A 755-nucleotide genomic window follows, 5' to 3' on the forward strand; every position below is an offset into this window, starting at 1 on the left:
CGTCGGAGAAACAGTCCGGCCAGATCTACATGCCGCGCGTCAACCTGCTGCTGGCGCTGGTGGTGATGATGCTGGTGGTGGGCTTCGGCGAGTCCAGCAGGCTGGCATCGGCCTACGGCATCTCGGTGACCGGCAACATGCTGGTGACCACGGTGCTGTTGTTTGTGGTCATGACGCGGATCTGGAAATGGAAGCTGTGGCTGGCGGTCTCGCTGACGGCGCTGTTCGGCTTCATCGACGTCGGTTTCTTTGCCTCCAACATCGTCAAGGTGTTTGAGGGCGGCTGGGCATCGCTGGCCGTTGCCTTCACCATCGTGCTGGCCATGTGGACCTGGGTGCGCGGCAGCCGCTATCTGCTCGACAAGACCCGCCGCAACGAGATCCCGCTCGATTTCCTCGCCGGCAATCTGTTGAAGAAGAAGCCGCAGCTGGTGTCAGGCACCGCCGTGTTCCTGACCAGCGATCCGCTCAGCGCGCCAACCGCACTGATGCACAGCCTGAAGCACTACAAGGTGCTGCATGAGCAGAACGTCATCCTTTCAGTGGTGACCGCGCCGCAGCCGGTGGTGCCCGACAGCGACCGGGTCAAAATGGAGACGGTCAACGAGCTGTTCATGCGGGTAACGCTGACCTTCGGCTACATGGAGCAGCCCAACATCCCGCGCGCGCTGGCGATCTGCCGCAAGCAGGGCTGGAAATTCGACATCATGACGACTTCGTTCTTCCTGTCGCGGCGTTCGCTCAAGGCCTCGCCC

Annotated in this window: 1 protein-coding gene; it reads left to right on the plus strand. The window is 62.1% G+C overall.

The features are described from left to right. On the plus strand, positions 1-755 hold a 755-nt coding region (locus EN994_RS33900; RefSeq protein ID WP_206530574.1), incomplete at both ends, for a KUP/HAK/KT family potassium transporter.

The organism is Mesorhizobium sp. M7A.F.Ca.CA.002.09.1.1 (assembly GCF_003998555.1).
Classification (GTDB): Bacteria; Pseudomonadota; Alphaproteobacteria; order Rhizobiales; family Rhizobiaceae; genus Mesorhizobium; species Mesorhizobium ciceri.